The sequence below is a fragment of the Brevundimonas sp. NPDC055812 genome, from assembly GCF_053616535.1.
Genome location: NZ_JBSHDX010000005.1, coordinates 230273 through 256171, shown reverse-complemented (window position 1 = coordinate 256171; position 25899 = coordinate 230273). Strand labels below are relative to the sequence as shown.

The 25899-nt window shown below is 68.5% G+C and carries 24 protein-coding genes; 9 read left to right on the top strand and 15 right to left on the bottom strand.

Features of this window, described 5'->3' with window-relative positions; translation table 11 throughout:
- Positions 1–148 precede the first annotated feature (148 nt).
- Positions 149–2854 (top strand): phosphoenolpyruvate carboxylase, encoded by a 2706-nt coding sequence (ppc, locus tag ACWGL1_RS10775; RefSeq protein ID WP_452111991.1) that lies wholly within the window; start codon positions 149–151, stop codon positions 2852–2854.
- Here ppc and ACWGL1_RS10770 read toward each other — a convergent pair whose 3' ends face one another.
- Entirely contained in the window at positions 2855–3820 is a 966-nt protein-coding gene (locus ACWGL1_RS10770) for a magnesium and cobalt transport protein CorA (RefSeq protein WP_346485490.1), read from the bottom strand.
- Positions 3821–4077: 257 nt separating this feature from the next.
- Complete coding sequence (locus ACWGL1_RS10765) at positions 4078–6261, bottom strand: M3 family metallopeptidase (RefSeq protein WP_452111990.1); 2184 nt, start codon at positions 6259–6261, stop codon at positions 4078–4080.
- Positions 6262–6382: 121 nt separating this feature from the next.
- Here ACWGL1_RS10765 and ACWGL1_RS10760 point away from each other — a divergent pair, with 121 nt between their 5' ends.
- Positions 6383–7246 (top strand): glutamate racemase, encoded by an 864-nt coding sequence (locus tag ACWGL1_RS10760; RefSeq protein ID WP_312219277.1) that lies wholly within the window; start codon positions 6383–6385, stop codon positions 7244–7246.
- A 30-nt stretch (positions 7247–7276) separates the two neighbouring features.
- Here the strand turns inward: ACWGL1_RS10760 and ACWGL1_RS10755 are convergent, their stop codons facing one another.
- Positions 7277–7786, bottom strand: coding sequence for an S-type pyocin family protein (locus ACWGL1_RS10755; protein WP_452111989.1), 510 nt, complete (start codon positions 7784–7786; stop codon positions 7277–7279).
- 133 nt (positions 7787–7919) lie between these two features.
- Here ACWGL1_RS10755 and coaBC point away from each other — a divergent pair, with 133 nt between their 5' ends.
- Genes coaBC through ACWGL1_RS10740 form a run of 3 tightly spaced genes read left to right on the top strand, consistent with a single transcriptional unit; the run spans position 7920 to position 10072 of the window.
- A complete protein-coding gene (gene coaBC, locus ACWGL1_RS10750) occupies positions 7920–9155 on the top strand; it encodes a bifunctional phosphopantothenoylcysteine decarboxylase/phosphopantothenate--cysteine ligase CoaBC (protein WP_291780116.1) in 1236 nt (411 codons plus the stop codon).
- 17 nt (positions 9156–9172) lie between these two features.
- A complete protein-coding gene (dut, locus tag ACWGL1_RS10745; RefSeq protein ID WP_291780119.1) occupies positions 9173–9622 on the top strand; it encodes a dUTP diphosphatase in 450 nt (149 codons plus the stop codon).
- 48 nt (positions 9623–9670) lie between these two features.
- Positions 9671–10072: a BLUF domain-containing protein gene (locus tag ACWGL1_RS10740; RefSeq protein WP_452111988.1), complete on the top strand. Its 402-nt coding sequence runs from the start codon at positions 9671–9673 to the stop codon at positions 10070–10072.
- A gap of 77 nt (positions 10073–10149) precedes the next feature.
- Here ACWGL1_RS10740 and dapB read toward each other — a convergent pair whose 3' ends face one another.
- The 3 genes from dapB to dnaK all read right to left on the bottom strand — a co-directional run bounded on the left by dapB (position 10150) and on the right by dnaK (position 14188).
- The gene (gene dapB / locus ACWGL1_RS10735; RefSeq protein ID WP_291780125.1) at positions 10150–10899 is read right to left on the bottom strand and encodes a 4-hydroxy-tetrahydrodipicolinate reductase; all 750 of its coding nucleotides are present in this window, start codon (positions 10897–10899) and stop codon (positions 10150–10152) included.
- Positions 10896–12104 carry a molecular chaperone DnaJ gene (dnaJ, locus tag ACWGL1_RS10730; RefSeq protein ID WP_452111987.1) on the bottom strand — a complete coding sequence of 403 codons (1209 nt, stop codon included), beginning with the start codon at positions 12102–12104 and terminating at the stop codon, positions 10896–10898. Before dnaJ ends, dapB begins: the two co-directional genes overlap by 4 nt.
- A gap of 179 nt (positions 12105–12283) precedes the next feature.
- Positions 12284–14188, bottom strand: a complete 1905-nt coding sequence (dnaK, locus tag ACWGL1_RS10725; RefSeq protein WP_452111986.1) for a molecular chaperone DnaK — start codon at positions 14186–14188, stop codon at positions 12284–12286.
- A 286-nt stretch (positions 14189–14474) separates the two neighbouring features.
- On the opposite strand from dnaK, the gene ACWGL1_RS10720 reads away from it, so the two are divergent.
- Complete coding sequence (locus ACWGL1_RS10720) at positions 14475–15122, top strand: alpha-ketoglutarate-dependent dioxygenase AlkB (RefSeq protein ID WP_452111985.1); 648 nt, start codon at positions 14475–14477, stop codon at positions 15120–15122.
- An 88-nt stretch (positions 15123–15210) separates the two neighbouring features.
- Complete coding sequence (locus ACWGL1_RS10715; RefSeq protein ID WP_452111984.1) at positions 15211–16116, top strand: dienelactone hydrolase family protein; 906 nt, start codon at positions 15211–15213, stop codon at positions 16114–16116.
- Positions 16117–16289: 173 nt separating this feature from the next.
- On the opposite strand, the gene grpE is transcribed toward ACWGL1_RS10715, so the two are convergent.
- The 3 genes from grpE to ACWGL1_RS10700 are packed head-to-tail and all read right to left on the bottom strand — an operon-like array spanning position 16290 to position 18546.
- Positions 16290–16904, bottom strand: a complete 615-nt coding sequence (gene grpE / locus ACWGL1_RS10710; RefSeq protein ID WP_430818925.1) for a nucleotide exchange factor GrpE — start codon at positions 16902–16904, stop codon at positions 16290–16292.
- Positions 16901–17995 carry a heat-inducible transcriptional repressor HrcA gene (gene hrcA, locus ACWGL1_RS10705; RefSeq protein WP_338577644.1) on the bottom strand — a complete coding sequence of 365 codons (1095 nt, stop codon included), beginning with the start codon at positions 17993–17995 and terminating at the stop codon, positions 16901–16903. Before hrcA ends, grpE begins: the two co-directional genes overlap by 4 nt.
- A complete protein-coding gene (locus ACWGL1_RS10700; protein WP_452111983.1) occupies positions 17992–18546 on the bottom strand; it encodes a GNAT family N-acetyltransferase in 555 nt (184 codons plus the stop codon). The genes hrcA and ACWGL1_RS10700 overlap by 4 nt, the downstream gene beginning before the upstream one ends.
- 44 nt (positions 18547–18590) lie before the next feature.
- On the opposite strand from ACWGL1_RS10700, the gene rph reads away from it, so the two are divergent.
- Both rph and ACWGL1_RS10690 read left to right on the top strand, forming a co-directional pair.
- A complete protein-coding gene (gene rph, locus ACWGL1_RS10695; protein ID WP_452111982.1) occupies positions 18591–19307 on the top strand; it encodes a ribonuclease PH in 717 nt (238 codons plus the stop codon).
- 69 nt (positions 19308–19376) lie between these two features.
- Positions 19377–19850: a hypothetical protein gene (locus ACWGL1_RS10690; RefSeq protein ID WP_452111981.1), complete on the top strand. Its 474-nt coding sequence runs from the start codon at positions 19377–19379 to the stop codon at positions 19848–19850.
- 262 nt (positions 19851–20112) lie between these two features.
- On the opposite strand, the gene pnp is transcribed toward ACWGL1_RS10690, so the two are convergent.
- The 6 genes from pnp to ACWGL1_RS10660 all read right to left on the bottom strand — a co-directional run bounded on the left by pnp (position 20113) and on the right by ACWGL1_RS10660 (position 25694).
- Positions 20113–22341, bottom strand: a complete 2229-nt coding sequence (gene pnp / locus ACWGL1_RS10685; RefSeq protein ID WP_452111980.1) for a polyribonucleotide nucleotidyltransferase — start codon at positions 22339–22341, stop codon at positions 20113–20115.
- A 256-nt stretch (positions 22342–22597) separates the two neighbouring features.
- Complete coding sequence (gene rpsO / locus ACWGL1_RS10680) at positions 22598–22867, bottom strand: 30S ribosomal protein S15 (RefSeq protein ID WP_024354282.1); 270 nt, start codon at positions 22865–22867, stop codon at positions 22598–22600.
- Between the two features lie 90 nt (positions 22868–22957).
- Positions 22958–23890: a tRNA pseudouridine(55) synthase TruB gene (gene truB / locus ACWGL1_RS10675; protein WP_452111979.1), complete on the bottom strand. Its 933-nt coding sequence runs from the start codon at positions 23888–23890 to the stop codon at positions 22958–22960.
- A 3-nt stretch (positions 23891–23893) separates the two neighbouring features.
- Positions 23894–24385 (bottom strand): 30S ribosome-binding factor RbfA, encoded by a 492-nt coding sequence (gene rbfA / locus ACWGL1_RS10670; RefSeq protein ID WP_452111978.1) that lies wholly within the window; start codon positions 24383–24385, stop codon positions 23894–23896.
- 66 nt (positions 24386–24451) lie between these two features.
- Positions 24452–25156 (bottom strand): DUF2459 domain-containing protein, encoded by a 705-nt coding sequence (locus ACWGL1_RS10665; protein ID WP_452111977.1) that lies wholly within the window; start codon positions 25154–25156, stop codon positions 24452–24454.
- A gap of 7 nt (positions 25157–25163) precedes the next feature.
- Complete coding sequence (locus ACWGL1_RS10660; protein ID WP_291780170.1) at positions 25164–25694, bottom strand: hypothetical protein; 531 nt, start codon at positions 25692–25694, stop codon at positions 25164–25166.
- Between the last annotated feature and the right edge of the window lie 205 nt (positions 25695–25899).

Genomic DNA, 25899 nt, shown 5'->3' with positions numbered 1-25899 from the left:
GGCTTATGGCGGAAAAGCAAGGCGATGTCGACTCCGTTTCTCCGTCGAAACGCCACCACACAAAGGGTTTCTGCGTTGCCGCATGGACTGGCGCGCTCGGATTCCGCTGATACGGTTCCGCTTCCGGCCTCCCCGCTGAGAGACATCCATGACCCAGACTTCCGAATTTCCTCACGACCGCCTCCGCGCGGAGGTCCGGCTTCTGGGCGCCTTGCTGGGCGAGGTGATCCGCGACGAGGGCGGACAGGCTCTCTACGACCGCATCGAAGCGGTGCGCCAGGCGTCGGTCGCATATCACCGCGACCCGGCGTCGGACGACGCCTCGGAGCTGGAGCGTCTGCTGGGCGAGCTGTCGCTGGATCAGGCCATCGGTCTGACGCACGGTTTCGCCGCCTTCTCCCTGCTGGCCAATGTCGCCGAGGACCGGGCCGGCAAGCGCCGCGCCCAGGCGCAGGCCGTGGCCGGCCAACGGGCCGACACGCCCGAGGGCGTGCTCAAGCGTCTGGCCGACGCGGGCGTCGGTCTGGACGCCGTGCGCGACCTGCTGGCCCAGGCCCTGATTTCGCCGGTGCTGACCGCCCATCCGTCCGAAGTGCGCCGCAAGAGCGTGCTCGACCGCACGGCGACGGTCGGCGAACTTCTGGACGGCTGCGACCGCGACGGCGTGGCCTGCGACGCCAAAACCCTGAAGGAAGCGCTGCGCCGCCAGATCGTCATCCTGTGGGCCACGCGGCTGACCCGCGCCTCGGCCCTGGTGGTGCAGGACGAAATCGACACCGTGGTCGACTGGCTGCAGCGCATCTTCCTGCACGTCGCCCCGGCCCAGTTGGCCGAGTGGCGCCAGCTGCTGGACGCGCCGGACCTGGCGCCCTTCCTGCGCATCGGCTCCTGGGTCGGCGGCGACCGCGACGGCAACCCCAACGTCGACGCCGACACCCTGCGCGCCGCCTTCCGCAGCCAGGCCCGCGCCGCGCTCGGCTTCTATCTGGACGAGGTGCACGCCCTGGGCGCCGAGCTCAGCCTGTCCATCGACCTGACCCGCGTCACGCCCGAGCTGGCCGCCCTGGCGCAAGGGTCCGGCGACGCCTCCATCCAGCGCGCGGACGAGCCCTATCGCCTGGCGCTCAGTCAGATATACGCCCGCCTGTCGGCGGCCTATCCCGCCCTGACCGGCGAGCCGACGCCTCGCCCCGCCCGCTTCGACGCCCCTGCCTATGACGGCCCCGACGCCTTCCGCGCCGATCTGAACATCCTGCACGACAGTCTGGTGCGGACCCACGGCGCCGTCTTCGCCGACGACCGGCTGGCGCGGCTGATCACGGCGGCGGACGTATTCGGCTTCCACATGGCGACGTTGGACCTGCGCCAGAACTCGGACGTGCATCAGCGCGTGGTCGCCGACCTGCTGAAGACAGCCGGCGTCTGCCCCGACTACGCCGACCTGGACGAGGCCGAACGGCTGGCCGTGCTGGCGCGCGAACTGTCCAGCCCCCGCCCCCTCTTCTCGCCCTACGCCGACTATGCGGCCGAGACGCTGAAGGAGCGCGCCATCCTTCAGGCCGCCGCCGAGGCTCTTTCGACTTTCGGTCCGCAGGCGATCCGCACCCACATCGTGTCCAAGACCGACGCCGCCTCGGACATGCTCGAGGTCTATCTGCTGCTCAAGGAAGTCGGCCTCTACGACCCGGCCAAGCCTTCCGCCTGCCCCATCCAGGCCGCGCCCCTGTTCGAGACCATCGACGACCTCCGCGCCGCCCGCGCCACGCTGGAGCGCGTCCTCGCCGATCCTTCCGCCCGCGCCGTGGCCGAGGCGCGCGGGGTGCAGGAGGTGATGATCGGCTATTCCGACTCGAACAAGGACGGCTCCTACCTGACCTCGGGCTGGGAGCTGCACGAGGCCTCGCGCGCCCTGCTGGACGTCACGCGCGCCGCAGGGGTGCGGCTGCAGCTGTTCCACGGGCGGGGCGGCGCTGTGGGGCGCGGGGGCGGATCCAGCTTCTCGGCCGTGCTGGGCCAGCCCGCCGGCACCGTCGCGGGCCGCATCCGCGTCACCGAACAGGGCGAGGTCATCGCCAACAAATACGGCGAGCCGGAGGTGGCCCAGCGCAACCTCGACGCCCTGACCTGCGGAACCCTGCTGGCCTCTCTCGGGCCTCAATCCGACGCGGGTTACAGCGCCCAGCACGGCGAGACGGCCGCGCGCCTGTCGGCCGCCTCGATGCAGGCCTATCGAGCCCTGGTTTATGACACGCCCGGCTTCGTCGACTATTTCCGCGCCGCCACCCCGATCGCCGAGATCGCCGACCTGAAGATCGGCTCGCGCCCGGCCAGCCGCACCGCCTCGCCCGCCATCGAGGACCTGCGCGCCATTCCCTGGGTGTTCAGCTGGTCGCAGTCGCGGGTCATGCTGCCCGGCTGGTACGGCTTCGGCGCGGCGGTCCAGGGCGAGGACCCCGCCGAGCTGCGCGCCATGGCCGAGACCTGGCCCTTCTTCCGCACCGTGGTGCAGAACATGGAGATGGTGATGGCCAAGGCCGACATGGCCATCGCCCGCCGCTACGCCGGACTGGTTCCCGACCCCGCCCTGGCCGAGCGCATCTATGACGCCATTCGCGCCGAATGGGACCGCACCGTGACCGCCGTCCTGTCGATCACCGGCCAGGACGCCCTGCTGGGCGGGCAGCCCGAGCTCAGCCGCCTGATCCGCCAGCGGATGCCCTATGTCGAGCCGTTGAACCATGTGCAGATCGAGCTGATCCGCCGCCGCCGGGCGGGCGACGACGACCCGCGCGTCAGCAACGGCATCCTCCTGGCCATCAACGGCGTGGCGGCGGGCCTTCGAAACAGCGGCTGATCACAGCCACCGCGTCCGCTTGAAGGTGATGTAGAGACCGATGCAGATGGCGACGATCAAGGCCAGCACGGCCGGATAGCCATAGGTCCAGCGCAGCTCGGGCATGTGCTCGAAATTCATGCCGTAGATGCCCGCCACCGCCGTCGGCGTCGCCAGGATGGCGGCCCAGGCGGCCAGCTTGCGGGTGATGACGCCCTGGCGCTGCTGCTCCAGCAGGTTGGACACCTCGAACACCGAGGCCAAGATGTCGCGCAGGGCCGCCGCCCGGCTGGCGACGCGACGCACATGGTCGGCCACATCGCGGAAATAGGGCCGAACCTCTCGGTCGATGCAAGGCAGGTCCAGCGACTGCAGCTTGACGCAGACCTCCTCCATCGGCCCCAGAACCCGGCTGAACTTCACCAGTTCGCGGCGCAGCTGGAACAGGCGGGTGATGTCGTCGCGCGCCAGGAAGCTGTCCAGCGCGACCTGCTCCATCTCCAGCACCTTGTCCTCAACGGCGTCGATGATCGGGATGTAGCCGTCGACGATGAAGTCCAGCACCCCGTGCAGGATGAAGTCCGGCCCGTGCTTCAGCTGATGCGGCGAGGCCTCCAGCTGGGCGCGCAACTGGGTGTGGGCGCGCGCCGATCCGTGGCGGATGGTGATGACGTAGTTGGGTCCGACGAAGACGTGGGTCTCGCCGTACAGGATGCGGTCGCCCTTGGCCTGGGCCGTGCGGGCGACGATGAACAGCTCGGAGCCATAGACTTCCAGCTTGGGGATCTGATGCGCCGTCAGGGCGTCCTCGACCGCCAGGGGATGCAGATGGAAGCGTCGGACCAGGACGTCGAACTCCTCGTCCGACGGCTCATGCAGGCCGATCCAGAGATACTCCCCCTCGCCCAGGGCCAGGCCCTGATCCGTCAGCGGCGCCGCGCGCACCCGCTTGCCGTCCTTGTAGACATAGGAGGCGACGACGCTCATGGGCTCTCCTTCCTGGTGGGCCGCGATCAGAAGGCTCCGCCTTGGCGGCTTCGCGCCGCCCTTCGGGTCTCAACCCGACGCGGCCCGTGACACTTCCAAGCCTTAGCATGGACGCGGTCGCCGTCGAGCCCTCCCCCTCCTTCGTCATCCTCGGGTCAATCCCCGGCAACGAAAAGGGCTCGGCAAGTCACCCCGCCGAGCCCCTTCCAGCTTTATCACCTAACGGGCCTCAAGCAGCCCGAAGGGCGGTAGGCCCCTTAAGACACCGGGAAACCGCGCACCTTCAGCAGGGCCGCCACGTCCGGGTTGCGGCCACGGAACTGGCGATAGGCGTCGCCGCGATCCGTGGTGTTGCCCGGCGCCAGCATGATCGACTTGAAGCGGCCGGCGATATCCGGATTGAAGACGTCGCCCGACTCCTCGAAGTAGGCCCAGGTGTCGGCGTCCATCGTCTCCGACCACAGGTAGGAGTAGTAGCCGGCCGAATAGGCGTCGGAGGTGAACAGGTGATTGAACTGCGGCAGGCGGTGCCGCATCACCATCTCCTTGGGCATGCCGAAGCGCGCCAGCGAAGCCTTTTCGAAGCCGTCGATGTCGGTCGGCGGCGTCGCCTGGGTGTGCAGGTCCATGTCGACCAGGGCCGATGACAGATAGCTGACGGTCGCATAGCCCTGGTTGAAGGTCTGCGACGCCTCGATCTTGTCGACCAGGGCCTGCGGCATCGGCTGGCCCGTCTCGACGTGCTTCATATAGCCGTCCAGGATCGGCCGGGTCAGGACCCAGTGCTCGTGCACCTGCGACGGGTATTCCACGAAGTCGCGCGGCGTGTTGCCGAACGACGGATAGGTCACGTTCGAGCTGAAATAGTGCAGGGCGTGGCCGAACTCGTGGAACAGGGTCTCGGCGTCGTCCAGCGAGATCAGCAGAGGCTGGCCTTCGGGCGCCTTGACGAAGTTGTTGTTGTTCGACGCCAGGATCGGCTGCGACCCCGTCAGGGCCGAGAACGACCGATAGGTGGTCATCCAGGCGCCCGAGCGCTTGCCCGGACGGGCGAAGTCGTCGGCGTAGTAGAGGCCGATCAGCTTGCCGGTGGCCTTGTCGGTGACCTCATAGGTGGTCACGTCCGGCTCGAAGGTCGAGACCTGGCCCTTGGGCAGTTGCTTGAAGACGAAGCCGTACAGGCGCTCGGCCATGTAGAAGGAGGCCGCGCGAACGGCGTGCAGCTCGAAATAGGGCTTCAGCTCGTTCTGATCGAGGTCGTACTTCGCCTTGCGGACCTTCTCGGCGAAATACAGATAGTCCCACGGCTCGATGTCGTGACCGGCGATCGCCTTCATGTCGGCGACTTCCTCGGCGACGCGGGCCTTGGCCGGGGCCCAGACGCGCTGCATCAGGTCCATGGCAGCGGCCGGGGTCTTGGCCATGGTGTCCTGCATCCGCCATTCGGCGTGGTTCTTGAACCCCAGCAGCTTGGCGCGCTGGTCGCGCAGGGCGACGATGCGGACGATGGTCGCCTTGGTGTCGTTGGCGTCGCCGTTGTCGCCGCGCATGACGAATTTGCGCCAGACCTGTTCGCGCAGGGCGCGGTCGTCGGCAAAGGTCAGGAACGGATCGACGCTGGAGCGGGTGTTGAGGATGGCCCAGCCCTGGACATTGCGCGAACGCGCCGCGGCGGCCGCGGCGGCCTTGTTCGAGTCCGGCAGTCCCTTCAGACCGGCTTCGTTCGCGATCACCGTCCAGGTGTTCTCGTCGGCCACCACCTTCTGGCCGAAGCTGGTGAAGGCGTTCGACAGTTCGGTGTTGATGCGGCCCAGTTCGGCCTTGCCGGCGGCGTCCAGGGCGGCGCCGTTGCGCACGAAGCGGTCGCGGCTGCGCTCGGCGAGACGCGTCTGCTGGGCGTTCAGGCCGTCGTTGTCGGCGCCGTCGGCCACAGCCTTGATGCGCTGGAACAGCTTGTCGTTGAAGGTGATCTCGTCGGACGCCGCCGACAGGACCGGCGACAGCTCGGTCTCGAGCACGTCCCACTCGTCGCCGCCGATGTTCGACGTCATGACGCTGAAGATGTTCATCGCGCGATCCAGAGGCTCGCCGACCAGCTCCATCGCCGCCAGGGTGTTGGCGAAGGTCGGGGCCTCGGGGTTGTTTGCGATCGCGGCCACGTCGGCGCGTTGCAGTTCGATGCCTTCCAGGATGGCTTCGCGCATCTTGGGCGCCGTCACCTTGTCCCACGGCGGCACGCCGTCATAGGGGCCGGTCCAAGGCTGCAGCAGTTCGGCGCGCGGCGCACTGGCCGGCAGGACCGCACGGGCGATGCGGGCCTCATCGGCGGTCGTCAGGGCGGCGACGGCGCCGCTCACGGCGTTCTCCACGGCCCCGGCCGAGGCGCAGCCCGACAGGGCGAAGAGGCTCGCGCCCCCGATGAGAAGATGGCGTCTGTGCATCCAGGTCTCCCAACCATTGCTGTTTCGCACGTCCTTCGGCGCAAGGGCCTCTGACGTCGCATAAATCCGGTTTAGTCCTAAGTATTGGACGACGAAACCCCGCGAGGCTAAAGGCCGCTGCATGGCGATAGGCGTTTTCGACTCCGGCGTGGGGGGCCTGACGGTCCACCGCGAACTCACGACCCGCTTTCCGACGCGGGACTTCATCTATCTGGGCGATCAGGCCCATGCTCCCTATGGCGGACGCGGCGGCGAAGACATCGTCGCGCTGACCCGCGCCGGGTGCGAGCGCCTGTTCGAGGCCGGCGCCTCGGTGGTGATCCTGGCCTGCAACACCGCCTCGGCCATCGCCCTTCGCCGCCTGCAGCAGACCTGGATTCCGGGGATGCGCGAAAAGCTGGGCCGGCCGGTCAACATCCTGGGCATCATCGTCCCCACCATCGAGGCGGCCACCGGCCTGCCCTGGTCGTTCGAGGCCGAGCGCGAAAGCCGCCTGGAGGGCGAGAAGAAGGAGGCGATCGACATCACCGGCGTCTTCTGCACCGCCGCTACCGCCATGAGCCGCGTCTATGAGATCGAGATCGACAAGCGCCGCGACGACCTGGCCGTCTTCACCGAAGCCTGCCCCGGCCTGGCGGGCCTGATCGAGCTGGGCGCCCCGGCCGAGGAGCTGAAGGTGGTGGTCGACGACCACGTCGACGCCCTGCGCCGCCGCATCGGCCGCCACCCGGACAAGGCCATCCTGGGCTGCACCCACTATGAGATCGTGGCCGACCTGTTCGCCCAGGCCCTGCCGCCCGGCGTCCAGGTCATCAGCCAGCCCGCCGCCGTGGCCGATTCGCTGGAGCGTTATTTCGACCGCCATCCGGAATACGACCTGGGCGCGTCGGCGCGCCGCGACTTCCTGACCACCGGAACGCCCGGTCCGCAGTCGGACCTGGTCGCCCAGTTCTGGGGCGCGCCGCTGACGTTCGATCAGGCCTAGCCGCAACTCGGTCGCCATAGGGAGCGAGACCTACGGCTCCGCCCGCGTCCCGGTCCGGCGCTGGCCGAAGGTCGGCGCCCGCTCCTTCTGCTGCGCCCAATAGGCCGGACCGTCGTCCGGCTTGAACATGGTGCGCGGCACGCCATCGCCGTCCACCACGGCGAAGGTGTTGGTCGACGCCTGATAGAAGAGGGTGTCCCCGTTCGGCCGTTTGACCGTCTCGGTCCCGCGCGGCGCGTTGTCGGTGAAGGCCCTCACCTTCTGCAGATAGTCGTCGGCCGACCGGGCACCGAAGGCCGCGCCGTTCCGTTCATACAGACGCTGCACCTTGGCGTCGGCGGTCTCGCGGCGGTTGGCGGTGACCGTCGGCTTGGCCGGCTCAGGCGGCGAGACGTCGGCCTCCGCCGACGCCGCCGTCGCTGACAGGCCGACCGGCTCGGCCGCGCCCCTCTCCCGCGTCTCGACCGCCGAACCGCCGTTGTCGCATCCGACCAGAACCACAACCGTCGCGGCCAGCGCCGCCGTCACTCGCATCCGCATGGAAATTCCTCCCGAACACCCAGAGAACGCAGTTAGGCACAAGATTTTTGTTCCGACAATGTTCCATTTACATCACCGTCAGCGAGGCGGCTTTGTCTCGACGCCGTCACGCGGCGCGGCTACAGATTCCGCCATGACCGCACTCTCGCTTTCCGGCCGCAAGGTCCTGCTGATCATCGGCGGCGGCATCGCCGCCTATAAGGCGCTGGAGCTGATCCGCCTGCTCAGGAAGGCGGACGCCGAGGTGATGACCGTCCTGACCAAGGCCGGCGCCGAGTTCGTCACCCCCATGTCCTTGGCGGCCCTGACCGGCCACCCGGTGCGGCAGGACCTGTTCATGCCGGAAGACGAGACCGCCATGGGCCATATCGAGCTGTCGCGCTGGGCCGACCTGGTGGTGGTGGCGCCCGCCACGGCCGGGCTGATCGCCAAGGCGGCCAACGGCATGGCCGACGATCTGGCCTCGACCACGCTTCTGGCCACGGACAAGAAGGTGCTGCTGGCCCCGGCGATGAACGTGCGGATGTGGCTGCATCCCGCCGTCCAGGCCAATGTCGAACGGCTGAAGGGTTTCGACGGCTTTCACGGCATGGCCGTGGTCGGGCCGGACGACGGGATCATGGCCTGCGGCGAGTTCGGGCCGGGCCGCATGGCCGAGCCGCCGATCATCCTCGACGCGATCACGCGTCTGCTGGCCGGGCCGGATGGACGGCCGCTGCAGGGCAGGACCGCCGTCGTCACCGCCGGACCGACGTTCGAACCCATCGACCCGGTGCGCGGCCTGACCAACCGCTCCAGCGGCAAGCAGGGCTACGCCGTGGCCGCCGCCCTGGCCGAGCTGGGGGCCGAGGTGACGCTGATCTCCGGCCCGGTGGCGCTGGACGCGCCGGTCGGCGTGAACCGCGTCTGGGTCGAGGCCGCGACCGAGATGAAGGCCGCCGTCGAGGCCGCCCTGAAGACGTCAGATCGGGCCGACATCGCCGTGATGACCGCCGCCGTCGCCGACTGGCGCGTGGACGGCGTGGCCTCGGGCAAGATCAAGAAGGCGCCGGGCGGCCCGCCGTCCCTGGCCCTGATCGAGAACCCCGACATCCTGGCCGGCGTCTCCGCCCCCGGTCCGCGCCGGCCTAAACTGGTGGTCGGCTTCGCCGCCGAGACCAGCGACCTGAAAGCGAACGCCCGCGCCAAACTGTCGAAGAAGGGCTGCGACTGGATCGTCGGCAACGACGTCTCGGACGAGGTCTTCGGCTCGGACGGCAACGCCGTGACCCTGTTCACCCAGGGCGGCGCCGAACCCTGGCCCCGCCAGTCCAAGACCGAGGTGGCGCGCAAGCTGGCCCTGCGCATCGCCGATCACTTCAAGGCTTAAGAGAGACCCTCCCCGTCATGACCACCGTCCGCGTCGAACGCCTGCCCCACGCCGAAGGCCTGCCCCTGCCGGCCTATGAGACTCCCGGCTCGGCCGGCATGGACCTGCGCGCCGCCATCGCCGAGGGCGAGAGCGTGGTGCTGGAGCCCGGCCAGCGCCGGCTGATCCCTACGGGGCTGAAGATCGCCCTGGAGCCCGGCTATGAGGCCCAGGTGCGTCCGCGCTCGGGCCTGGCGCTGAAACACGGCATCTCGGCGCCCAATTCGCCGGGCACCATCGACAGCGACTATCGCGGCGAGGTCGGGGTCATCCTGATCAACCACGGCGAGCTGCCGTTCGAGATCAAGCGCGGCGACCGCATCGCTCAAATGGTCATCGCCCGCTACGAGCAGGCCCGGATGGTCGAGGTCGAAGCCGTGGACGAAACCACGCGCGGCGCCGGCGGATTCGGCTCAACCGGACGTTGATGAAACCATCACTTTCGCACCTGTAGATAATCATCTAGCGTCGCCGTCATGAACACGCTGGACCAGCTCGTCTATTGCAGCCGCTCGCGACTGGCCCCGGACGATGAAGGGGCTGCTGTTCTCGACATCGTGCATGTCGCGGCGTTCCTGAACGCCCGCAACGGCATTACAGGCGCGCTGACCTTGCAGGACGGGGTGTTCGTCCAGCTTCTCGAAGGCTCGCCCAGCGCGCTCGACATCCTCATGCTGCATCTGCATTTCGACGAGCGGCATGAAGACATCGAGATCGTGGCGCGCGGCCGCATCGAGCGACGCGCCTTCCCCGCCTGGGGCATGACGGCTCCAACGCCAGGCCCATGCGGCGTGCTCAGCCGCCTGATCGTGGAACGGTCCGACGACCTGACCGCCTGGCGCGAGGCCATGGACGCCCTGCTGGCCGAACCGGCCTGACAGCGCTCAAATCGCGCTCAAGCAGCGAGCCGCCGCGCGGCGAGCGATAGCGCTGGGGCGCGTCAGCGCCCCCAGCATCATGCCTGACGGAAGCCCAGCACGTCCTGCATGTCGTAGAGGCCGGGGCGACGGTTGCGCACCCAGGCGGCGGCGGCCACGGCGCCCTTGGCGAACAGGCTGCGGTCCATGGCGGAATGCGACAGGGTCAGCATCTCGTCTTCCGAAGCGAACATGACGGTGTGCTCGCCGATCACCCCGCCGGCGCGCAGGGAGGCGAAACCGATCTTGCCCGGCTCGCGGGCGCCGGTGATGCCGTCATAGGGGGCGCTGCGCAGCTCCTCCAGATCGCGGCCCCGGCCGTTGGCGGCCGCCTCGCCCAGCATCAGGGCCGTACCTGAGGGCGCGTCGACCTTGCGCCGGTGATGGGTCTCCAGCACCTCGATGTCCCAGTCGCGGGCGTCCAGCCGCAGGGCTGCGTGCTCGACCAGGCCGATCAGGATGTTCACCCCCAGCGAGAAGTTGCCGCTCATGACGATGGCGATCCTGTCGGCCGCCGCCTCGATCTCGGCCTCCTGCTCCGGCGTCAGGCCGGTGGAGCCGATGACCAGGGCCGGCCCGCCCGCCTCGGCGCAGGCGCGCGCAAGAGCCACCGAGGCCTCGGGCGTCGAGAAGTCGATGATGACGTCGCACAGCTTCAGGTCGACGGTCTCGCCGCGATCGAAACGGGCGGCGACCACCACATCCTCGCGGGCGTCCAGGACTTGCGAAACGGCGCGGCCCATGCGGCCCCGGGCGCCGGAGATGCCGGCGTGGAAGATGTCGCTCACGCGGTCTCTTTCGGATTATCGGCGTCGCCGCCCAGGATGTCGGCCCAGAAACGCTTGGCCTTGCCGGCGAAGCTGGTGTTGCGCGGGGTCTGGGTCTCGCCCAGCGACGCCGCCAGTTCGGTCAGCAGCTCCTTCTGGCGCGCGGTCAGTTCGGTCGGCGTCTCGACGAACAGTTCGACCACCAGGTCGCCGCGACCGCGACCGTTCAGGTGCGGCATGCCCTTGCCCTTGATGCGGACGGTCTTGCCCGTCTGGGCGCCGGCGGGCACCTCGACCGGGGCCTTGCACTTGCCGTCGCAGGCGTCGGAAATCAGGCAGGGGGCGTCCACGACGCCGCCCAGGGCCGCCACCGTCATCGGCACCGGCACCGTGACCAGCAGGTCCAGGTTATCGCGTTCGAACAGCTCATGGGGCTGCACCGACAGGAACACATAGAGGTCGCCGCGCGGCCCGCCGCGCTGTCCCGCCTCGCCCTCGCCCGACAGGCGGATGCGCGAACCGTCGTCGACGCCCGCCGGAACCTTGAGGCTGAGCTTGCGGGTCTTGCGGACCTGGCCGTGACCCCGGCAGGTGGTGCAGGGGTCGGCGATCATCTCGCCCGAGCCGCCGCAGCGGGGGCAGGTGCGCTCGACCTGGAAGAAGCCGTTGGCCTGGCGCACGCGCCCGGCGCCGCCGCAGGTGTTGCAGATGGTCGGCTTGGTGCCCGCCTTGGCGCCCGAGCCGTCGCAGACCTCGCAGGCCATCAGGGTCGGGATGGCGATCTCGACCTCGGCGCCCTGATAGGCTTGCTCCAGGGTGATCTCGAGATCGTAGCGCAGGTCCGAGCCGCGGCGCGGCCCGTGGTTCTGGCGTCCGCCGCCGCCCCGGCCGCCGAAGGCGTCCCCGAAGGCGTCGCCGAAGACCTGGGAGAAGATGTCGTTGATGTCGTGGAAGCCGGCGCCGCCCTGGCCGAAGGGATTGCCCCCGCCCGCGCCGCCGCCGTTCACGCCCGCATGGCCGAAACGATCATAGGCCGCGCGCTTCTGATCGTCGGACAGGACGGTATAGGCCTCGGAGATCTCCTTGAAACGGGCCACGGACTCTTCGGAGCCGCCGTTGCGGTCCGGGTGGTGCTCCATCGCCAGCTTGCGATAGGCGCTCTTGAGCGCGGCCGCATCGACCGTCCGCTCGACCCCCAGAATCTCGTAATAGTCACGTTGCGCCATCAGGCGTTCGTCCTCTTACTTCCCGCCGCTTCAGGCCTCTCTTGTGACGGAGGCGCTCCGTTCGCGGATGACCGACGGCCTGCCTGATGACATGGGCGCCCGGTCGAATGATGCAAGTTTCATGAAACGGCCCCGCCTGCCGTCTGGCAAGCGGGGCCGAACATCCGTCAGACGCCGGTTCAGGCGTCCTTCTTCTCGTCCGTGTCCGAGACTTCCTCGAACTCGGCGTCGACCACGCCGTCGTCGGCCGGTTGGCCTTCGGCGCCGTCGGCGTCGCCCTGCTGGGCGGCGTACATCGCCTCGCCCAGCTTCATCGAAGCCTGAGCCAGGGTGTTGGTCTTCTCGCGGATGGCCTCGGGCTCCGTGCCTTCACGGGCCGCCTTCAGGTCGTCCAGAGCCGACTGGATGGTCGTCTTGGTCGCCTCGTCGATCTTGTCGCCGTGCTCGGACAAGGCCTTCTCGGTCGAGTGGATCAGGCTGTCGGCGCCGTTCTGGGCCTCGACCAGTTCCTTGCGGGCCTTGTCGGCCGCGGCGTTGGCCTCGGCTTCCTTGACCATCTTGTCGATGTCCGCGTCCGACAGGCCGCCGTTGGCCTGAATGCGGATCGACTGCTCCTTGTTGGTCGCCTTGTCCTTGGCGGTGACGTGGACGATGCCGTTGGCGTCGATGTCGAAGGCGACCTCGATCTGCGGCATGCCGCGCGGCGCCGGCGGAATGCCCATCAGGTCGAACTGACCCAGCACCTTGTTGTCAGCGGCCATAGGACGCTCGCCCTGGAAGACGCGGATCGTCACGGCCGACTGATTGTCGTCAGCGGTCGAGAAGGTCTGGGCCTTCTTGGTCGGGATCGTCGTGTTGCGCTCGATCAGCGGGGTGAAGACGCCGCCCAGGGTCTCGATGCCCAGGGTCAGCGGGGTCACGTCCAGAAGCAGCACGTCCTTGACGTCGCCTTGCAGCACGCCCGCCTGAACGGCGGCGCCCAGGGCCACGACCTCGTCCGGGTTCACACCCTTGTGCGGCTCCTTGCCGAAGAATTTCTTCACGGCTTCCTGCACGGCGGGCATGCGGGTCATGCCGCCGACCAGGACCACTTCATCGATATCCGCCGCCTTCAGGCCGGCGTCGGCCAGGGCCTTCTTGCACGGCTCGATGGTGCGGGCGACCAGGTCCTCGACCAGGGCCTCCAGCTTGGCGCGCGACAGCTTGATGTTCAGGTGCAGCGGGCCCGACTGGTTCATGGTGATGAACGGCAGGTTGACCTCGTACTGGGTCGTCGAGGACAGCTCCTTCTTGGCCTTTTCGGCCTCTTCCTTCAGGCGCTGCAGGGCCAGCTTATCCTGACGCAGGTCGACGCCCTGCTCCTTCTTGAACTCGTCGGCCAGGTAGTCGACCAGACGCAGGTCGAAGTCCTCGCCGCCCAGGAAGGTGTCGCCGTTGGTCGACTTCACCTCGAACACGCCGTCGCCGATCTCCAGGATGGAGACGTCGAAGGTGCCGCCGCCCAGGTCATAGACGGCGATCTTCTGACCGTCGTTCTTCTCCAGGCCATAGGCCAGGGCCGCCGCGGTCGGCTCGTTGATGATGCGCAGGACTTCCAGGCCGGCGATCTTGCCGGCGTCCTTGGTCGCCTGACGCTGGGCGTCGTTGAAATAGGCGGGAACGGTGATGACGGCCTGGGTGACCTTGTCGCCCAGATAGGCCTCGGCGGCCTCCTTCATCTTGCCCAGGGTGAAGGCCGAGACCTGCTGGGGTGAATAGTCCTTGCCGTGGGCCTGGACCCAGGCGTCGCCGGTCGGACCCTTGACGATCTCGAAGGGCACCATGCCCTTGTCCTTGGCCACCACCGGGTCGTCATAGTTGCGGCCGATCAGGCGCTTGATGGCGAAGAAGGTGTTGGCGGGGTTGGTCACCGCCTGACGGCGCGCCGGCTGGCCGACGAGGATTTCGCCGCCGTCCTGAATGGCGACCACCGACGGGGTGGTGCGGGCGCCTTCGGCGTTTTCGATGACCTTGGGGTTCTTGCCGTCCATGACGGCGACGCACGAGTTGGTCGTGCCGAGGTCGATGCCGATGATCTTGGCCATGGGCTTGTCTTTTTCACTCCTTGCGGCGGGCGATGCGGCGGCCTCGTAACATCAAGCGCCGCGCGTGACCGCCCCCAGTTGGGCTTTTGAGATTGTGCCTCGCCGGACGACGCCCGGTTCGGCGGTGGATGGGGTCGGCGGACAAACCCCTAACGAAAAGGGGGTTATCGTCGGATTGGCTCGGATATGGGAAAGACCGCAGGGGCTGCAAGGCCTTCCACCCGCTTCCGCACCGATTCCGCGCCTTATGGCGGACAAGACGGCGCGGCGCCGCTAAATTCGGCCGATGTTCCCGCCAAACGATCCGCAAGCGTCCAAAGAAAGACCGAGGGAAGTCCCGACCGCCCTGCCCGGGTTTCGCCTGTGGCCCGGCCTGCTGGACGGCGCAGAACAGGCCGCATTGCTGGCCGAGGTGCGGCAGGGGCTGGAGACGGCGCCCCTCTATCGCCCGCTCACCCCGGGCGGGCGGCCCTTTTCGGTGCGGATGAGCAATTTCGGCGCCCTGGGCTGGGTGTCGGACCGACAGGGCTATCGCTACCAGCCGACCCACCCGGCGACCGGCGCGCCGTGGCCCGACGTTCCAGCCCGCTTGTTGAGCCTGTGGGACGCCCTGACCGGCTGGCCGACGCCGCCCGACGCCTGCCTGATCAACCTCTATCAGGACGAGGCGAAGATGGGCCTGCACCAGGACAGGGACGAGCGCGACCTGACGGCGCCCGTGCTGTCGATCTCGCTAGGCGACACGGCGGTGTTCCGCTTCGGCCCCGCCGAGGGCGGCGCGACCGCCAGCGTGCGCCTGGCCTCAGGCGACGTCTGCGCCCTGACCGGCCCGGCGCGGCTGGCGCGCCACGGGATCGACCGGCTGCTGACCGGTTCGTCGCTGCTGCTGCCCGGCGGCGGGCGGGTCAACCTGACGCTGCGGGTCGCGGGCTGACGAGGGCCGGTTGGCCGGAAAGACTCGACGGGACGGGGAAAGCCGAGGCACTGTCGTCGCTTCCACAGCGCCGACCCGGAGACCCGAGATGACCCTGATCACCCGGCCCGAGGGCCTGAGCCTCGACCAGATCGCCCCCAGCCGCCGCAGCCTGGGCGTGGCGACGGCGGGCGGGCTGTTCTTCGCCGCCTACGCCCCCGCCGCCCTCAGCCAGTCGGCCCAGCCCATCGCCACCGACGCGGCCGGCCTGATCGCGCAGGACGCTGCCTATCCGGCGCCCGGCGGCTTCGTCCTGCCCGCCTATGTCGCCCGGCCCGAAGGCGCCGGCCCCTTCCCCGTCGTCATCGTCGTGTCCGAGATCTTCGGCGTGCACGAATACATCCGCGACGTCTGCCGCCGTCTGGCCAAGGCGGGTTATGCGGCGATCGCGCCCGCCTTCTTCGTCCGCGTCCAGGATCCCGCCCCGCTCAGCGACATGCAGGCGATCCAACGCATCGTCGCCGCCGCCGGCTACGACCAGGTGATGGGCGACATCGGCGCTACGCTGGACTGGATCGGCGCCCAGTCCTGGGCCAAGGCCGACAAGGTCGGGATCACCGGCTTCTGCTGGGGCGGCAAGGTGGTGTGGCAGGCCATGGCCCGCTTCCCGACGCTGGACGCCGGGGTCGCCTGGTACGGCCGCCTGTCCCCCGCCGCCAACGCCACCGAAGAACAGAAGACGGCGGGCCGCCCCTGGCCCATCGACCTGACGGGCGAACTCAAGGCGCCGGTGTTGGGTCTTTACGGCGGCCAGGACGGCGGTATTCCCAATGATACGGTCAAGGCGATGACCGATGCCCTGGCCGCGGCGGGCCGAACCGACAGCCAGATCATCCTCTACGACGACGCCCCGCACGGCTTCCACGCCGACTATCGCGCCTCCTATCGCGAGGCGGACGCGAAGGACGGCTGGCGACGGTTGCTCGAACTGTTCGGCTCGAGATTGAAGAGCTGACCTCTCCACCCGCTCACCCCGGCGGACGCCGGGGCCCAGTCCTTTGGCCGCAAGCGCGGTGCGGGAAGCTCTCACTGGATTCCGGCGTCCGCCGGGATGAGCGGCACTATAGGCAAAGGAAAACGGCCCGACGCGTCGGCGCCGGGCCGTCGTCGTTTCAGCGCGCGAAAGCCTCAGGCCTTGGCGTCGAAATTCCCGCCGGTCGTGTTCGAATCGGCGTAGGCGCCGCCGGCCGCCGGGCCCGAGCCCTTGGCCGCGACCACCACCATGGCCGCGCGCACGGTGCGGCCGAACAGGGCGTAGCCCGGCTGCAGCGTCTGGATGACGGCGCCGCCCGGCACGGTGTCCGACGGCTGCTCCATCATTGCCTGATGCAGGTGCGGATCGAAGGCGTCGCCCGGCGCGGGATCGACGCGGGTCAGGCCGTTGGCTTCGAAGGCCGACAGCAGGGACTTCTGCGTCAGCTCCAGCCCCGTGACCATGGCCGCCGCCGGACCGTCCGCATCCTTGGGCGCCGCCGCCAGGCCGCGCTCCAGGGTGTCGGCCACGCCCAGCAGATCCTTGGCGAAGCGCTGGATGGCGTAGGCGCGCGCGTCGTTCTGCTGCGTCTCGGCGCGGCGCTTGACGTTCTCGGCCTCGGCCACGGCCCGCAGGGCGCGGTCCTTCCACTGGTCGCGCTCGGCGATCAGGGCGTCGACCACGGCGTTTTCATCGCCTTCAGGCGCACCCTCGCCCTCGTGGATGTCCTGCTCGAGTTGGTCCCGGGTCTCGTCGTTGATGTCGTTCACGTCTCTTGTCCGTCCAGAATCCGGCCCAGCACCCGGGCGGTATAGTCCACCAACGGTATGACACGGGCGTAGTTCAACCGCGCGGGCCCGATGACGCCGATGGCGCCCAGCACCCGCTGCCGGCCCGACATATAGGGCGCCGCGATCACGGCGGAACCCGAAAGCGAAAAGAGTCGCGTTTCCGCGCCGATATAGATGCGCACGCCCTGGGCCGCGCCGACGTCGTCCAGCAGGCCGATCAGCTGTTCCTTCTGCTCCAGATCGTCGAACAGCACGCGCACCCGCTCCAGATCCTCGGCCGCGCGGGCGTCCTGCAGCAGATTGCCGCGCCCGCGCACGATCAGGTTGCGGTCGTGGCCTCCGCCGCCCGCGCCTCCGCTCCAGGCCGCCAGCCCGTCCTCGACCAGACGGGCGGCGGCGGCGTCCAGATCACGCCGGGCGGCCTCCATCTCGGCCTTCATCTCGTGCCGGGCCTCAGCCAGAGGGCGGCCCTTCAGCCGGGCGCTGAGGAAGTTCGACGCCTCCTGCAGGGTCGAGGGCGTCACGCCGGGCGCCAGATTCATCAGCCGGTTCTCGACCACCCCGTCGTCGGCGACCAGCACCGCCAGCGCCTGTCCGCCGCCCAGAGCCACGAACTCGACATGGCGCACCCCGGCCTCGCGCACCGGGCTGGCGACGATGCCCGCCCCGCCTGCCAGACCCGACAGCAGGGACGAGGCCGCATCCAGCGCCTCCTCGACATTGCGGCCGCCGCCCTTGGCGCCCAGCACCGCTAGCCGGGCGTCGATCTCGCGCCGCTCCTCCTGACCGATGTCGCCGACTTCCAGCAGACCGTCCACGAACAGCCGCAGGCCCGCATGGGTCGGCGCCCGCCCCGCCGAGGCGTGCGGCGAGGCCAGCAGCCCCGCCTGCGTCAACGCCTGCATGGTGTTGCGGATCGAGGCGGGCGACAGGTCCAGGCCCGCGCGCGACAGGGTATGCGACCCCACCGGCTCGCCCGTCTCCAGATAGGTCTCGACCACCCGGCGGAAGATGTCGCGCGCCCGCGCGTCCAGCGTCGCCAGGCCCGGCGAAGGATGCAGCAGGCTCATGCCCCCGCCCTCCGCGCCGCCCAGTCCGCGCGGGTCAGGCGATGGACCAGGCAATCGTCCGTCCCGTTGAAGACGCGCCGCCCCTCCGGCCGGAAGTCCAGCCGCTGATAGAAACGATGCGCCTCGGTGTTGGAGTTGAGCGGATCAATCACCACCGCCTCGACCTGCGGCCGGGCGAAACAGGCGTCCAGCGCCTGGGTCATCATCTGCGTCCCATAGCCCCGGTTCAGGGCGTCGGCCTCGCCGATCCAGATATCGAGGGCGCGCAGGTTCGGCTCGATCTCGCCCCAGTAGCCGTTGGGTTCGCCCGCCGGGTCGATGTCCAGCATGGCCCCGATCGGACGGCCGTCGACCTCGGCGATGAAGTAGCTGAAGACGTCGGACTGCGCAGCCAGCTCCTCGTCCCAGTCGGCCGCCTCATGATGGTCGGGGTCGTCGGTCAGGCAAGCGACGACATGCGGCGCCTTATCCCAGCGCATCAGGATCGCGGCGTCGGCGGCCACGGCCGGACGAAGACGCACGACAGACAGGTCAGGGCGGGACAGGCTCATGGTTTCAGGATAAGCACGCGCCATCCCGCTTCCAAGGAATTCCCATGCGCCCGTCCGAACGCACCCCTGAACAACTTCGCACCGTCACGCTGGAAACCGGCGTCAACCGCTACGCCGAGGGCTCCTGCCTGGTCTCCTTCGGCCACACCAAGGTGCTGGTGACGGCCTCGATCGAGGAGAAGGTGCCGGGCTGGATGCGCAACAGCGGCCAGGGCTGGGTCACCGCCGAATACGGCATGCTGCCCCGCGCCACCCACACGCGCGGCCGCCGCGAAGCCGCTGCCGGCAAACAGTCGGGCCGCACCCAGGAAATCCAGCGCCTGATCGGCCGCTCCTTGCGCGCCGTGGTCGACCTCAAGGCGCTGGGTGAGCGTCAGGTGCTGATCGACTGCGACGTGATTCAGGCCGACGGCGGCACCCGCACCGCCTCCATCACCGGCGCCTGGGTGGCGATGGCTTCGGCGCTCAACTACCTGAAGGACGAAGGCGTTCTGACGACCGACCCCATTCTGGATCAGGTGGCGGCCGTGTCGTGCGGCGTGTTCAACGACCTGCCGGTTCTGGACCTCGACTATGAGGAAGATTCCACCGCCGAGGCCGATAGCAACTTCGTCCTGACCGGCGCGGGCCAGATCGTCGAAATTCAGGCCACGGGCGAGAAGCGCGGCTTCAGCCGGGCCGAGTTCGACCGGCTGTTCGAACTGGCGGAAATCGGCTGCACCGAACTGTTCGCCCTGCAGCGCGCTGCGCTCGGCCGCTAATTCTCGAGGACTAGGCCGCGAGGGCCGATCAAGGCATGGTGGCCGTCTTCTGCGAACGGAGACTGCCTCATGCACCCCGCCCTCGCCGCCGCTTTTCTGGCCTCGATGGCCGTCCTGGCCGCTTGCGGCCAACCCAAGCCCGCGCCCGCCGAGGCGCCGCTGCCCGCAGACGTCAACACCCCCTTGACGCAAGAGCCAATCGACGCGACGCCGCTCAAGGCTGAACCCGCGCCGACGCCACTCTCGACGCCCGCCCCAGCGCCGGCTGCCCCGCCAGCGACAGGCCCTGTCGAAAAGCCGACCTCCAGTACGATCATTCCCGAAGCTTGGGACATCAAGCGCGAGGATATCGCTCCATCCTGCCTGGCCGAGATCGGCGAGGCCCGCTCAAAGCGACTGGTCGAGCGCTGCATCGCCGTCAGTCCCGCCACCCGCCCGCCTTGCAACAGCACTAATCCCTGCATCTTGATCCAAGGCGAAATCGACCGCTCCTGCGCCATGTATGGCCCGGATGAGAAGAAGCCGAAGGAATGTGCGGCCTGATCCCTCTCCCTCCCCTTCATGGGGAGGGTGGTCGCGCAGCGACCGGGTGGGGAAGGGCCAGGCGATACCAAGCCCAACGACTTATCAGCGAAAGCGCTCACATCCGCCTGCCGCTTCGCGTCAGCCAGCCTCCCGATGAAGGGGAGAGAGAAAGCGCGCTCAAGCAGCCCGCGACCGCGTCGCGGGCGATAGCGCCCCAAAAAGAAAAAAGGCCCCGCTGTTTCCAGCGAGGCCCTCTTCATTTCAACCGTGAGGCTGTCGGCTAGTCGCGACGGCGACGGCCGCGGTCGCCGCCGTTGCGGTCGCCCTTGGGACGGCCGCCGGTGTCTTCCGACAGCGGGGCTTCACCGCGTTCAGCGCGCTCGGCGTTGATCTTGTCGGTGATGTCCTCGCCGGTTTCCTGATCGACGACCTTCATCGACAGCTTGGTCTTGCCGCGATCGTCGAAGCCCAGGAATTTGACCTTGACCTCCTGGCCTTCCGACAGGACGTCGGCCGGATTGGCGACGCGTTCCAGAGCGATCTGGGACACGTGGACCAGGCCGTCCTTGGCGCCGAAGAAGTTCACGAAGGCGCCGAAGTCGACGACCTTCACGACCTTGCCGGTGTAGATGGTGCCGACTTCCGGCTCCGAAGCGATGGACTGGATCCAGGCCTTGGCGGCTTCGATCTTTTCCTGCTCGTTGGCGGCGATCTTGATGGTGCCGTCGTCGCCGATGTCGACCTTGGCGCCGGTCTTCTCGACGATTTCGCGGATGACCTTGCCGCCCGAACCGATCACTTCACGGATCTTGTCGACCGCGATCTTGATGGATTCGATCTTGGGCGCGAACTCGCCCAGCTCGGCGCGCGGAGCCTCCATCGCCTTCGACATTTCGTCGAGGATGTGCAGACGACCGGCCGAAGCCTGCGTCAGGGCCTGCTGCATGATCTCCTTGGTGATGCCGGCGACCTTGATGTCCATCTGAAGGCTGGTGATGCCTTCCGAGGTGCCCGCGACCTTGAAGTCCATGTCGCCCAGGTGATCTTCGTCGCCCAGGATGTCCGACAGGATGGCGAACTCGCCCGACGGCTCCAGAATCAGACCCATGGCGATGCCCGACACCGGACGGACCAGCGGCACGCCGGCGTCCATCAGGGCCAGCGACGAACCGCAGACCGTGGCCATCGAGGACGAGCCGTTCGACTCGGTGATCTCCGACACCAGACGGATGGTGTAGGGGAAGTCCTCGCGGGTCGGCAGCATCGGACGGATGGCGCGCCAGGCCAGCTTGCCGTGACCGATTTCGCGACGGCCCGGCGAGCCCATGCGGCCCGCTTCACCGACCGAATAGGGCGGGAAGTTGTAGTGCAGCAGGAAGGACTCTTTGTAGGTCCCGGTCAGGCTGTCGATGTACTGCTCGTCCTCGCCGGTGCCCAAGGTGGCGACGACCAGGGCCTGGGTCTCGCCGCGCGTGAACAGCGACGAACCGTGGGTGCGCGGCAGGACGCCGACTTCCGAGACGATGGCGCGGACCTTGTCCAGGGCGCGGCCGTCGACGCGGTGGCTGTTCTCGATGATGTCGCGACGCAGAACGTCGGCTTCGCATTCCTTGAACGCAGCCGAGAACTTGGACGAGTCGACGCCGTCCGGCTTCTCGTCGGTCTTCACCAGAGCTTCGGCGGCCTTCTTCTTGGCGGCGTCGACGCCCGAGCGGCGCTCATACTTGCCCGGATGGGCGTAGGCGGCCTTGATCTCTTCGCCGACCAGCGACTTGATCGAGGCGACCACGTCCGAGTGGTCTTCGGCCTGGAAGTCGAACGGCTCCTTGGCGGCGTGTTCGGCCAGGTCGATGATGGCGTCGATGACCGGCTGCATGCCCGCGTGCGCGAACATCAGGGCCTCGAGCATCTTCTCTTCCGACAGCTCCTTGGCTTCGGATTCGACCATCATCAGGGCGTCCTGCGTGCCCGCGACGACCAGGTCCAGGGCGCTTTCGCCCATCTGGTCGATGGCCGGGTTCAGCACCAGCTCGCCGTCGATCATGCCGACGCGCGCGGCGCCGATCGGGCCCATGAAGGGCACGCCCGAGATGGTCAGGGCGGCCGAGGCGGCGACCATGCCCAGGATGTCGGGATCGTTCTCAAGGTCGTGCTGCAGCACGGTGACGATGACCTGGGTCTCGTTCTTGAAGCCCTTGACGAACAGGGGGCGGATCGGGCGGTCGATCAGGCGGGAGACCAGGGTCTCCTTCTCGGTCGGACGGCCTTCACGCTTGAAGTAACCGCCCGGGATCTTGCCGGCGGCGAACGTCTTTTCCTGGTAGTTGACGGTCAGCGGGAAGAAATCCAGGCCCGGCTTGGGCTGGCGGCCATAGACGACGGTCGCCAGGACCACGGTCTCGCCGTAGGTCGCCAGCACGGCGCCGTCAGCCTGACGGGCGATGCGGCCGGTTTCCAGCGTCAGCGGGCGTCCGGCCCACTCGATCGTCTTGCGTTTGATGTCGAACATTATTCTTCTTTCGTCTCCCGCGGGCGTATTCCCGTCGGGGGTGTGCGGAGCGGCAGGCCGTTCAGTCCTGCGGTCCCCATGAGCCAGGCCGCGTCATCGCGGCCGGACGGGTGATTGAGGACCGGATTTCAGGCCCTCGCGTCGGTTGCGCCGGTAAGACCCGCGGCGCGCGGGAAGCCTACTTCTAATAGCGGAACGAGGCGCGGACGTGTCCGCCCGCGCCTCGTGGAATTATCCGATCCGCAACCGGGGCGCCTTAACGACGCAGGCCCAGCTTGGCGATCAGCGCCTGATAGCGGGCGCTGTCGGTCTTGTTCAGGTGGTCCAGAAGGCGACGACGCTGCGAAACCTGCTTCAGCAGGCCACGACGCGAGTGGTTGTCCTTCTTGTGGGTCTTGAAGTGCTCGGTCAGGTTGGCGATGCGTTCCGTCAGGATCGCGACCTGCACTTCAGCCGAACCGGTGTCGCCCGTCGAGCGAGCGTTATCGGCGATGACTTCAGCTTTACGTTCAGCCGTAATCGACATCGAGAGTCCTTTCTTGCCCTATCGCTCGCCTCGCGGAGGCTCGCTGGTTGAGGGCGTTGGGTGTCCTGTCGGCAAACTGGAAAGTTTGCGTCAGGGGAGGTTGAAAACACGATCGGGCTCAAGCCGACCGGCCCTGAGATTGCCGAGCGCGACCAGGGTTCCGCCCTCGAAGACCGAAACCAGCCGCGAACCGGCGGTGAGTCGGTCCTTGAGCGTTTCAATCTGTCGGGGGAGCAGAACGATCGGCCGTCCCTGCCTCAGAGAGAGGGCGTCCTGATCCGTCACGGCCAACTCCGGGATGTCGTCCAGAGCGGTCGAAACGGGCAGCAAGCCCTCAAAGGCGGCGCCCTTATGCGCCAACTCCTCGAGAAAATCCAGCGTTACGGCGTTGTCGACCGAGAACGGCCCCACCCGCTCGCGCCGCAGGTCCGAGACATGACCCTCGGCGCCCAGCATGATCGCCAGGTCGCGCGCCAGGGATCGCACATAGACGCCCTTGCCGGTCCGCATCGTGATCTCGACGTGATCGGCGTCGGGCGCGGCCGTCACCGCCGCCTCATGAATGGTCACGCGGCGGGACTGCAGTTCGACCTCCACGCCCGCCCGCGCCAGATCATAGGCGCGCTCGCCATTGACCCGCACGGCGGAAAAGGCGGGCGGCGTCTGGTCGATCTCGCCGACGAAGGACGGCAGGGCCGCCGTCACCGCCTCGACCGAAGGCCGCACGTCGGAACGGGCGATGATCTCGCCCTCGCGGTCGATGCTGTCGGTCGAAATGCCCCAGTGGATGGTGAAGCGATAGACCTTCTGCGCCTCCATCATGAAGGGCACCGTCTTGGTCGCCTCGCCCAGCGCGATGGGCAGTATGCCCGAGGCCAGCGGGTCCAGCGTCCCCGCATGCCCCGCCTTCTGGGCGTTGAACAGGCGACGGATCTTCGTCACCGCCTCGGTCGAGCCCATCTCATAGGGCTTGTCCAGACACACCCAGCCGTTGACGAGATCGCCTTTCTTGCGTCGCGCCATCACTCAGTCTTTCTCTGGGCCTACCGCGCCTTGCGCTGCTTGAGGCCCGGCATCCTCATCGTCAGCGTGTTCGATGTCGGCGCGCACGCGTGGATCGTTGAACAGACGGTCCATGTGGCTGGCCGTGTCGAAGCTCTCGTCGTGGCGGAATTTCAGGTCCGGCGTGAACTTCATGTCGATGCGGCGACCCAGTTGGCCGCGCAGGAATTTGGCGTGTTCGTTCAGCGCCTTGATGATGGCGCTCTCCTGCCCTGCCGTCTCGGCCGCCTCGACGCCCGCGCCCAGCGGCTCGACGAAACAGGTGGCGTGGCGCAGATCCGGGCTCATCCGCACCTCGGTCACGGTGACGGAGACGCCGACCAGGGCCTCGTCGTGGATCTCATGCTCGCGCATGACGTCGACCAGGGCGTGGCGGATCAGTTCGCCGGCGCGCAGCTGGCGCTGCGACGGCCCCAGCGGGCCGCTGGCGTTGCGGGTGTGTTGCTTGCGGGCCATCTCCGACTCCTCCTGCTCGCGCCGCCGGGGATCGGACGCCGGCTCTGAAACGCGAAGGGGCGGGGTCTAGTCGCCCGCGCCGTCCAAGTCCAGTTCCGCCGCGCGCTGTTCGGCGATGCGCGCCGCCCGCATCACCTCGCCCGAGGTCAGGCTGCGGGCCATCGGCATGGACAGGCCGCCTGCGTTCAGCACCTCGGCCGTCCAGTGATTGCACAGATGCCCAACCCAGAACGTCTCGCCGCTGGCGTAGAAGACGGCGTCGTCGCCCGCCCTCCGCGCCGAAACGACCGCCCGCCCCTCTTCATCCAGCCGCAGCGACGCCGCCACCCGCGCACGCAGAGCGGCGAAGCCCGCAGGCGACAGGCCCAGCGTCGTCCGCGTCTCGTCAGACAACAGCACCGGATCGACCATATCCGGGTCCAGCATCACCACGGACGGATTGCCGCCCGGCTTGAAGAAGGCTCTCGCCCCATCAGGCAGCCGCCCGCTGATCGGCCCCTGTTCGACATAGAAGACCGCGTCGCCCCAGCCGATCCGCACCCAGTCGCCGGGCGGCAGGGCGCGCACCGCGCGCGCCAGCGCATCGTCCCCGGCCGCCAGCGCCGCGCGCGGGGCCGCGAGGTCGGTGTGAAAGCCGTTGTCGAGCAGATGGACCATGATCGCCCCCTGCCCTTCCTGCGGCGGAAACAGCGTCGGATCGCCCGCTCGTTGTGCGGTCCACAGACCCGCCAGCAACCCCAGAAGAACGGCGAGGCTCCAACGGATCAGCACGTGCGCCTCAGTTGTTCCCGAAGGCCGCCGGAACATCGCGCGCGGGCGAAGAGCCCTGCATCGTCGCCCATTCGCCGCGATAGCTGTAGTTCAGGCTGACGCAGTGGCGGTATTGGCCGTCGGCCCAGCGCCCGACCGTCTCGATCGTCAAGGGATGGCCCGCGCGCACCCGTCCGACCACGATCCAGGCCTCGTCGGAGCCGGGGCACAGGGCGCGCGACAGGGCGCGGCCGTCGCCGTCGGCCGTGATGCTGTAGACGCCGCCGTCCGCCGCGCCCTGCGGCAGGGCGCGCCGCACCTGATCGGGACCGCCCCGCTCGAACCGCGCCGAGCCGCGCGAGGTGGAGGAGAAGAGGTTCTTCACCGAGGTCGCGCCGAACCAGCCGCGCTCCACCTCCAGCGTCACCCCGCGCGTCAGGGCCTGAGTGGCGCGATCGCTGGCGTCGAAGGACAGGAAGCGCGTGTCGGCCAGGGCGGGCGTGGCCGCGCTGGAGGCCACGAAGGCGATCAGGAGCAGAGACAGTCCAGGACGTGACATTGGCGGCCTTTTCTTCGACGCCCCCCGACGCGACGCCCGACTCCTAAAGCCAACCGCGCGCCAGATGAAGCCTTCAATGCGATCCGGCGGACGGCGTGGCGCCCGCACCCTCCGGGCCCGTGTCTGGCGGCGACGACGCCGATCCGGCATGATGTTCGCCGGACGCTGGCGGTGCACCCTGCGTCTGCTCCCCCCTCCTTCATGA